A 9,225-nucleotide genomic window follows, 5' to 3' on the forward strand; every position below is an offset into this window, starting at 1 on the left:
GGGAGCGCGCTTGCGCGCGATGCTGTTAGCGGAGCTGCACGTCCCCGATAGCCCACATCGTCGCCGGCCCCGGCTTGCCGGTGATCACGATGCACAGGTCATGCGTGCCTTCGCGCTTCGGCAGGATGCCGTCGATGGTGGCCGGGCCGCCCTTGGCCTTCGCCAGCGGGATCGTGGTCAGCTTCGGGCCGTCGCAGGTGTCCTGGTGGATCTCGATCTCGCCATCGCGCGACTTCGCCTTGCGCGAGACGACGTTCGCGGCGTCCTTCCACAGCGCGTAGTTGTACGGGAGACGGTTCACGCTGATCGCGACGCCATAGCGGCCGTCCAGCTTCACGCCCTTCCACATCCAGCACGTATCCATGATGTCCACCTTGTAGACCGGGCGGACGCCATCGACGAGCACGGGCGATTCGATGCGGATGGGCAGCCTGTCGTTGCAGGTGGCGAGCTGGTCGCTGCTACGGCGCAGCAGTGACTTCGCATCGATGGTGGACGCACGCGGGCCCGATACGCCGAACCCGTTGACGAAGGTGATCGCCTGCACGGTCGTCGGCAGCGTCACCTCGAACGGCGCGGTGTATTCCGGCGACTGCGCGGTCGGCGGCGTGCCGTCGGTGGAGTAACGGATCTTGCCGAAGCCGGTCTGGCTGGCGAGGGTAACGGTGGCCTTGTCGCTGCCGGCGGCCTGCGCATCGATCGCCACGGCGAACGCGCTGTCGGCCGGCATGATGCCGGCGGCGCGGTAGCGCGAGAACTGCGCGGGCAGGCGGGTGAGGAAGCCGTTCCAGTCCGGGATCGGGCTCCACGTGCGCTCCGCGACCGCGGCGACGCGCGGGAACAGCGCATGCTGCACGCGCTGCCAGTTCGGCTGGTACTCCGTGAACAGCGTGAGCTGCTCGCCGAGCACGTGGCTGGCCTTGTCAGCCGGGATACCCGGGGGCACCGGCTCGAACATGTAGACGCTCTCGAGCGACTGGATGATCGGCCGCCCGGCCGGCTCGTCCGGCAAGGTGGACTGCAGGTAATCCATGTACAGGTTCGGCGAGGGCGCCATCACCACGTCATGGCCGGCGTTGGCGGCCTTGATCGCGCCCTTCGTCCCACGCCACGACATGACGGTGGCGCTGGCCGGCACCTTGCCGTCGAGGATCTCATCCCAGCCGATCAGGCGGCGGTGGTGCTGCTCCAGGTAGTCGCCGATGCGGGCCACGAACCAGCCCTGCATCTTCTCTTCATCGTCGATGCCCAACGACTTCATCTTCGCCTGCACCTTGGGCGAGTGCTCCCACTCGTCCTTGGCCGCCTCGTCGCCACCCACATGGATGTACGTGGACGGGAACACCTCCATCACTTCGTCGAGCACATCCTCGAGGAAGGTAAAGGTGCCATCGTCGACGTTGAACAGCGCGGTGTTGACGCCCCAGTCGCCCGAGACCGTGTGCTTCTTGCCCGCCCCGAACTGCGGATAGGCGGCGACCGCAGCCTGGGCGTGGCCCGGCATCTCGATCTCCGGCACCACCGTGATGTGGCGCTCCGCGGCATAGGCCACGATCTGCTTCGCTTCTTCCTTGGTGTAGAAGCCGCAATAGGGCTTGTCCGCACCACCGGTCAGGGCGATATCCGGACCCACCGGCTTGCGGCACGAGGCCACTTCGGTGAGCTTCGGGTACTTGTCGATCTGCAGGCGCCAGCCCTGGTCATCGGTGAGGTGCCAGTGGAAGGTATTGAGCTTGTGCATCGCCATCTGGTCGAGCAGGTGTTCGATCTCGCTCACCGACTGGAAGTGGCGGCTGGAGTCGAGCATGAGGCCGCGCCATTCGAAGCGCGGCTTGTCCACGATGTGCACGCCGGGCACGCCGTTCTGCGCGGCAGGGTCAGTGACGAGTTGCCACAGGGTCACCGCGCCATAGAACAGGCCGGTTTCATCGTTGGCGGCGATGCGCACGCCCTTGTCGTCCACATCGAGCATATACGCCTCGATGCCCTTCACCGAGGCTTCGGTGTGCAGCCAGATGGTGCCCGAGCCCGGCTTGCCCTCGACGATCGGCAGGGTGACGCCGCGCGCCTGGCGCAGCCAGCCCTGCAGCTGCCCGGCCACCTTCTTCGCCTGGGTATCCCCGGCCGCGGTGGCGATCTTCGTGGAGGCATCGATGCGGAAGTGGCCCGGCACGCGGGCCAGCTGGGCGGGCATCGGTATCAGGGAAAGCGGCGTCGTATCGACGGGGGCGGTGTTCTGCCTCGGCTGGCTGGCACAGGCGGCAAGGCCCGTGGCCATGGCGAGGAGGAGGATACGGCGCATCGAGGACTCCATCGGGTTTAACGCGAGGGGTCGATTGTGTCCGTAATGACCCGGCAAAAAAAGCGGGCCCGGCAAGTTGATCGACGGGCCCGTGGGGAATGAAGCTTCGAGGGTTATGTGCGGCCATCCGTGGCCGCCAAGCCATGACGCTAACGCTTAGAGGTCGAAATGCACCGAAGCCATGTAGCGGCGGCCGGTGGTGTACTTCGCGACCGGCAGCGAGGTGACGGTCAGGTACTGCTTGTACTTCTCGTTCGTCAGGTTCATGCCCGCGAGGGTGAACGAGACGTTCTTGTTGAGCTTCCAGCCCAGCGTGGCACCCAGGTCGCCGTAGTCGGCCGTGGTGGCCGGCGGCGCACCGGCGATGTAGCCGCCGGCGAGGTACTTGCTGCGCCAGTTGTACGTGACGCGGGCGCTGAACGGGCCCATTTCGTAGTACGGGCTCACCGAGTACGAGTTCTGCGAGTTGTACGGCAGCGAGCCACCCGCATCGAGCGTGCCCTTGGCATACGTGTAGCTGGCGGTGACGCCGAGGCCGGTATCCCAGAAAGCCTGCTGGTAGCTGATCGTGCCGCCACGGACCTTGCCCGAACCCGTGTTACGCGGGCGGCTGATCGAGTACGCGCAGAAGCCATCCGGCGTGCAGAGACCCTGCGCCACCTGGCGTGCGAACGTCGTCTGGTCGTTCACGATGCCGGAGTTGTAGAGGTTCTCCGGCGCGGAATCGACGACCACGTAGTTGTCGATCTGCTTCAGGAAGCCCGACACCGCGAGGTACGACTGCGGCGCGAAGTACCACTCAGCCGAAACCGAGTAATTCTTCGAGCTGTAGTCCTTCAGGTTCGGGTTGCCACCCGAGCCGGTCAGCACCGAGTCGTTGAGGAACAGGTTGTTCACCTGCATGTTGTACGGCGGACGCGCGATCACCTTGGCCGCGGCGGCGCGCAGCACGACGTCATCGGTCAGGTCATACGCGACGTTCAGGCTGGGCAGCCAGTTCTTCGTGGTGCGCGACGAGGTCTGCCACGAACCAGCCGGAGCCGGCAGGACCGGGGCGCCGCTGTAGTTGAAGCCGGTGCCGTCGGTCTTGGTATCGACGTAACGCACGCCGATGTTGCCGTGGAAGCCGCCGCCGGCGAAGTTCGCCTGCAGGTAGGCCGCGTTGGTCTTCTCGACGAGCTTGTACGTGCCGTTGAGGTACGTACCCGGGTCTTCGTTACCGCCGTTGGTGTTGCGCACCCACTGGTACTGCGCTTCCTTGTCCGGCATGACGTGGTTGGCCGAACCATCCAGGCCATCCAGCGCGCCGAGCGTATCGGTGTAACCACCGAAGCCAAGATCGGCAAGGTTGGTCGGCGCATTGCCGCCATACACGTGCGCGTTCATGCCTTCTTCGTGGCGGTTCCAGCGGTAACCGACGGCGATCTCGTTGATGAACGAGTCAAAGAACTTCGAGAAGTCCAGCTGGGCGTACGAATCACGCGCGTGCGCCGAGTACGAGCCGTAGTTGCCGGGCCAGCCGCCGAGGCCGTCCACGTCACCCATGTGCCAGTTGGCCGGATCGCGCGCGGCGGCCGGGCTGTCGAAGTTGAAGCCCTTGTTGATATCCCAGGTGTAACCACCGGCGTACACCGGCTCCATCACCGCCTGGGAGATGTTGTTGTTGATCGCCTTGCTGTAACCGGCGGCACCGGCAAGCTGCCAGCCGTCACCGTGGAAGGTCGACTTCAGGTCATGGGCGACGGTACGCACCACCGACTTGCGGATGTTGCTGTCGAACGTGCCCTGCGCGATGGCCGGGCAGGTCGGATCGTCGTTGCCGCAGACATGGCCGCCGGTAACGACGCCGTTCGGGCCCTGGTTGAAGCTGGTGACGTTACCCGGCGTCGCGCCGGTGAACGGGTACAGCGACTGGTTCCAGTTATCGAAGTTCTCGCGGACGAACAGGTTGTTGAACTCGACGTCCCAGTTGTCCGTCGGGCGGATCTGGAAGCCAAGCGTCGCGGTATCGCGCTTGCGCTTCTGCTGGAACCACGCCGAGTTCACTTCATCGGGCACCTTCGCGTTCGGGTCGAGCGAACCGTTGGCGATACCTGCGGCCACGGCCGGGCTGGAGGCCCACTTCGAGACCGGGCTGTAGCTGAAGATCTCGAAGCCCTGGCGGTCGATCTTTTCCTCGTAGTGCTGCAGCGAGGCGATCATGCCGAAGGTGCTGGAGGCGTTCTTCCAGCTGTACAGCGCCGAGCCGGTCGGACGCGTGCCAGCGGTGCCCTGGTCGTTGTAGTTCAGGCCGAACGAGCCACGGATGGTGTTCGCCGGCAGGTCGAGCGGCTTCAGCGTGTGCAGGAGCACCGTACCGCCGAGGCTGCCTTCGGTCAGGCGGGCTTCCGGCGACTTGTAGACTTCCAGGCGGCCGACGATTTCCGGGGCCAGCATGGTGAAGTCGAAGCCACGGTTCGGCTGCGCGCCGTACTGCCACGGCGTCTGCGACACCGGCTGGCCGTTGAGGAACGTCAGGTTGAGGCTGGGATCGGTGCCGTCGATGGACACGCGGTCGCCCTGGCCGAACTGGCGGTCGATCGTGACGCCCGGCACCTGGGTCATCGCTTCGGCGACGTTGGTGTTCGGGAACTTGCCGATGTCTTCGGCCGTGACGGCTTCGACGATGGCATCGGCGTTGCGCTTGGTATCGAGCGACTTCTCGAGACTGGCGCGGATGCCGGTGACGGTGATGCCCTCGAGCTGGGCCGCCTTGGCGGCGTCAGCCTTCTGCTGGGCGGTCTGCGTGCGTGCCGGTTCCTGGGTCGACGCATCCTGCGCGGCGACGGTTCCGGTGATACAGCAGAGTCCGGCGATAATGCTCGCCGTGAGCAGGTTCCTACGATGCGACATGGTGTCCTCCCCTCAGAGGATGTAGCAACGGCGGGTTTCGCGACCGCGCCGCGCTTTCGTTGCTATCGAAGGGCCTTTCGGCCCGGTTATTTACTGAGCCTGCGTTCCTTTCCCGCTCTTCAATGAGCAGTCGAACCGTGCAGGTAGAGACCGGCGGCACCGATCACACCCAACTGTCCGTGGTCCATCAGACGTACCGGCACTTGCTGGAGAAAGGCGCGCATGACGCCCTTGTTGAAAAACCTGTCTGCGAAGCTGCTGGCGGCGAGGTAATCGCGCACCTGGGGCAGGATCCCGCCGGCCAGGTATACGCCCCCGCGGGCGCCGTAAAGCAGGGCGAGATCGCCCACGAAGCTGCCAAGCAGGCCGCAGAAGACATCCAGTGCCTCGACCGCGGCGGGATCGTTCCCGGCGAGGGCGGCAGTGGTGACGGCGGACGGCTCGGCGAGCGTCGCGGGTGTCCCGCGCAGCGTCGAAATGGCTTGATAAAGGTTCAGGAGACCGGGGCCTGAAAGGGCGGTCTCGTAGGAAACGTAATCGCGGCTCTTCGCGAGCTCGGCGAGGATGGCGGCTTCGCGCGGCGTGCCGGGAGCCAGCGAGATCTGGCCCGCTTCGGTCGGCAGCACGGTGGCGTGCGGCTTGCCCGGCAGCAGTACCGCCGAACCGAGGCCGGTGCCCGGGCCCATCACCAGGATCGGGCCGGCGGCGGGCGCCGCGGCGGTCTCGATGATGGCGGTGGTCTCGTGCTCACGCAGGAACTGGCAGGCGTAGGCGACCGCTTCGAAATCGTTGACGACGCCAAGGCCGGCCAGGTGCAGGCTTTCGCGGATATCGCCGATGGAGACAGGCCACGGGAGGTTTTCGTTGACGATCGCATCGCCCAGCACGTAGCCGGCGCTGGCCACCGCGCAATGCTGCACGGCGAACTGGCCTTCGAGGTGGCCGACGAAATCCTTGAGCACGGCGGTCAGGCTCGGCCAGTCGGCGCAGGCGTAACGCTCGTAGCGCAGCACCTCGAAGGTGCCCCCTGCGAGCTCGGGACGGACCAGGCCGATACGGGCATGCGTGCCGCCCACGTCGGCGGCGATGAACGCCTCCGCCCGTGTCGTGCGCACGGCTTCCCGCTTGTTCGCCTGTTCAACCACGCCTTGCCCCTTGTGTCCCTGAGACGCCGTCACATTAAGTTTCCGTGACGCCCTTGTTCCGGCGCAGTCTGTGAGCCGTATGACAACGTTGTCAACAGGACAAATGGCTAGGACAGGGAACATTCCATCGTGCGTCGCAACAGGAAACGTTTACGATCGATCGGCGATTCCCCGCGGACCTTGCCCCGCATGGCCTTACGGCGCGGTTTGCGCCCTTTGATCAGGCGCTTGCGGCGACGCGACATCGAAAGTCAGACTTTCACGCCGGTGGCCCGTGCCTGCCGCCGCTGCGCATTGACAACGTTGCGCGCACGAGTCATTAAAGGACAAATCCACGACGGATCCGGCGCGTGCCGCCACCGGATGCCGGTATCAAAACACCTGTCAGGGGAGCCACCCAATGTCGTCCACCACGGCCGCCGTCGGCGAGACGCGCCATTCGAGCGTCGGACCGATGATCATCATCGGCATCCTGTTTTTCATCTTCGGCTTCGTCACCTGGCTCAACGGCCCGCTGATCACCTTCGTGAAGCTGGCCTTCAACCTGGACGACGTCGGCGCGTTCCTGGTCCCGGGCGCGTTCTATCTCTCGTACTTCTTCCTCGCGCTGCCGGCCTCTTTCATCCTGAAGAAGACCGGCATGAAGAAGGGCATGGGCCTGGGCCTGTTCGTCATGGCGATCGGTGCGGCCACGTTCGGCCAGTTCGTCACCATGCGCGTGTACCCGGGTGCGCTGACTGGCCTGTTCATCATCGGCGCCGGGCTTTCGCTGCTGCAGACCGCGTCCAACCCGTATATCTCGGTGCTCGGCCCGATCGATAGCGCCGCGCAACGCATCGCCTTCATGGGCATCTGCAACAAGGTCGCCGGCGCGCTCGCCCCGTTCGTGTTCGGCTGGGTGGTCATGAGCAACATTGGCGGCTTCGACAAGCAGATCGCCGCCGCGGGCTCGCCGGAAGAGAAGGAAGCGCTGCTCAACGCGTTCGCCGCGAAGGTGCACATGCCGTACCTCGCCATGGCCGGCCTGCTGGTCGTGCTGGCGATCTGGGTGGTGCGCTCCTCGCTGCCGGAGATCCGTGCCACCACAGATAACTCTGAACGCGCGATCGGCCACGCCAAGGGCGGCATCTTCAGCTTCCCGCACCTGTGGCTCGGCGTGCTCTGCCTGTTCGTGTACGTGGGCGTGGAAGTGATGGCGGGCGATGCCATCGGCACCTACGGCCAGGGCTTCGGCATGAGCCCGGAAGACACCAAGCATTTCACCTCGTACACGCTGATCGCCATGCTGGTCGGCTATGTCGCCGGCCTCGTGCTGATCCCCAAGGTGGTTTCGCAGCAGAAGTACCTGGCGATCTCCGCGGTGCTCGGCGTGCTCTTCTCGATCGGCACCTATGTCACCACCGGCTACACGTCGGTGGCGTTCGTCGCCGCGCTGGGCTTCGCCAACGCCATGATGTGGCCGGCGATCTTCCCGCTGGCGATCAAGGGACTCGGCAGCGTGACCGAATTCGGCTCCGCCCTGCTGGTCATGGGTATCGTCGGCGGCGCGGCCATCCCGCAGCTGTTCGTCCACCTGAAGCAGGGGCACGACTTCCAGCTGGTGTTCCTGGCCATCATGGTGCCGTGCTACCTGTACATCCTTTACTACGGTGCGGCAGGCCATAAGGTTGGCCAGCACGCCAAGGGCTGATAACCCATCTTCGCCCGGTGACGGCCATCCGCTAGGATGGCCGTCCTGCTATCGAGGGTCGTGATTTGCGTAGCCCCACCATCAAGGACGTGGCCGAACGCGCGGGCGTGTCGCTGAAGACCGTTTCCCGCGTCATCAACCACGAACCCTCCGTGCATGCCAGGACCCGCGAGAAGGTACAGCGGGCCATCGAGGCGCTGGATTACCAGCCCGACCAGGCCGCGCGCAGCCTGCGCAGCTCGCGTACCTACGCGCTTGGGCTGGTCTACGACAACCCCAACGCCCACTACGTCATCGCCATGCAGAACGGCGTGCTCTCCGTGTGCCGCGAGCGCGGGTTCGGCCTGCAGATCCACCCCTGCGATTCCGGCGCGCCGCGCCTGGCGGAACAGCTGGGCGACCTGGTCCGGCGCAACCGCCTCGCGGGCCTGGTCCTGTGCCCGCCGATGTCCGAACAGCCGGGGCTGCTGGCATCGCTTACCGAGCAGAACGTTCCGTTCGTCCGGATCATCTCCGCGCGCCAGGATCCGAAGGATGGCTGGCCGTGCGTGTTCGTGGATGACCGCGACGCGGCGTACGCGATCACCGAGCACCTGATCCAGCTTGGCCACCAGCGCATCGGCTTCCTCTGGGGTGGCAAGGAGCATCGCTCCAGCCCCGAGCGCTACAAGGGCTACGAGGATGCCTTGCGCGAGTACGGCATCGAAGTCGATACCGCGCTCGTGGTCGAGGGTGACTATTCGTTCGACGATGGCTTCCGTGGCGCCCGCAAGCTGCTCGGCCTGCGCAACCCGCCGACCGCGATCTTCGGTTCCAACGACGAGATCGCCGCGGGCGTACTCGCCGCTGCGCGTTCCGGTGGCGTCGACGTACCGTGGGAGCTTTCCATCGCCGGCTTCGAGGACAGCCCGTTCTCCAAGCAATCGTGGCCCGCGCTGACCACCGCCCGGCAGAACACCGGCGACATCGGCCGCCACGCCGCGCAGCGCCTGATCGCGGAGATCGAACGCGACAACGGTGCTCCCGCCATCGACAACGAAGGCTTCAGCCCCGACCTGGTCGTGCGCGGCTCGACCGCCCCCCGCCGCCTCTGAGCGTTCCAGCTGTTGTGGGAGCGGGGGGGGGGGCGCGGGGGGGGGGGGGGGGGCCCCCCCCCCCCCCCCCGCGGGCCACCCAAACACCCAGTGTTTGGGCGG

At 65.9% G+C, this 9,225-nt stretch carries 5 protein-coding genes; 2 read left to right on the top strand and 3 right to left on the bottom strand.

Features of this window, described 5'->3' with window-relative positions:
- Positions 1–25: 25 nt before the first annotated feature.
- The 3 genes from ACZ6YI_RS15955 to glk all read right to left on the bottom strand — a co-directional run bounded on the left by ACZ6YI_RS15955 (position 26) and on the right by glk (position 6,339).
- Positions 26–2,302 carry a family 20 glycosylhydrolase gene (locus ACZ6YI_RS15955; RefSeq protein ID WP_465779524.1) on the bottom strand — a complete coding sequence of 759 codons (2,277 nt, stop codon included), beginning with the start codon at positions 2,300–2,302 and terminating at the stop codon, positions 26–28.
- A 156-nt stretch (positions 2,303–2,458) separates the two neighbouring features.
- Positions 2,459–5,194 carry a TonB-dependent receptor gene (locus ACZ6YI_RS15960; RefSeq protein WP_465779525.1) on the bottom strand — a complete coding sequence of 912 codons (2,736 nt, stop codon included), beginning with the start codon at positions 5,192–5,194 and terminating at the stop codon, positions 2,459–2,461.
- 119 nt (positions 5,195–5,313) lie between these two features.
- On the bottom strand, positions 5,314–6,339 hold the full coding sequence (glk, locus tag ACZ6YI_RS15965; RefSeq protein ID WP_440329803.1) for a glucokinase: 1,026 nt from the start codon (positions 6,337–6,339) through the stop codon (positions 5,314–5,316).
- A 400-nt stretch (positions 6,340–6,739) separates the two neighbouring features.
- On the opposite strand from glk, the gene ACZ6YI_RS15970 reads away from it, so the two are divergent.
- Together ACZ6YI_RS15970 and ACZ6YI_RS15975 are read left to right on the top strand one after the other, a co-directional pair.
- Entirely contained in the window at positions 6,740–8,029 is a 1,290-nt protein-coding gene (locus ACZ6YI_RS15970) for a sugar MFS transporter (protein ID WP_440329792.1), read from the top strand.
- A 65-nt stretch (positions 8,030–8,094) separates the two neighbouring features.
- Positions 8,095–9,123, top strand: coding sequence for a LacI family DNA-binding transcriptional regulator (locus ACZ6YI_RS15975; protein WP_440329790.1), 1,029 nt, complete (start codon positions 8,095–8,097; stop codon positions 9,121–9,123).
- Positions 9,124–9,225: the final 102 nt, after the last annotated feature.

Source organism: Luteibacter sp. NPDC104163, assembly GCF_055584245.1.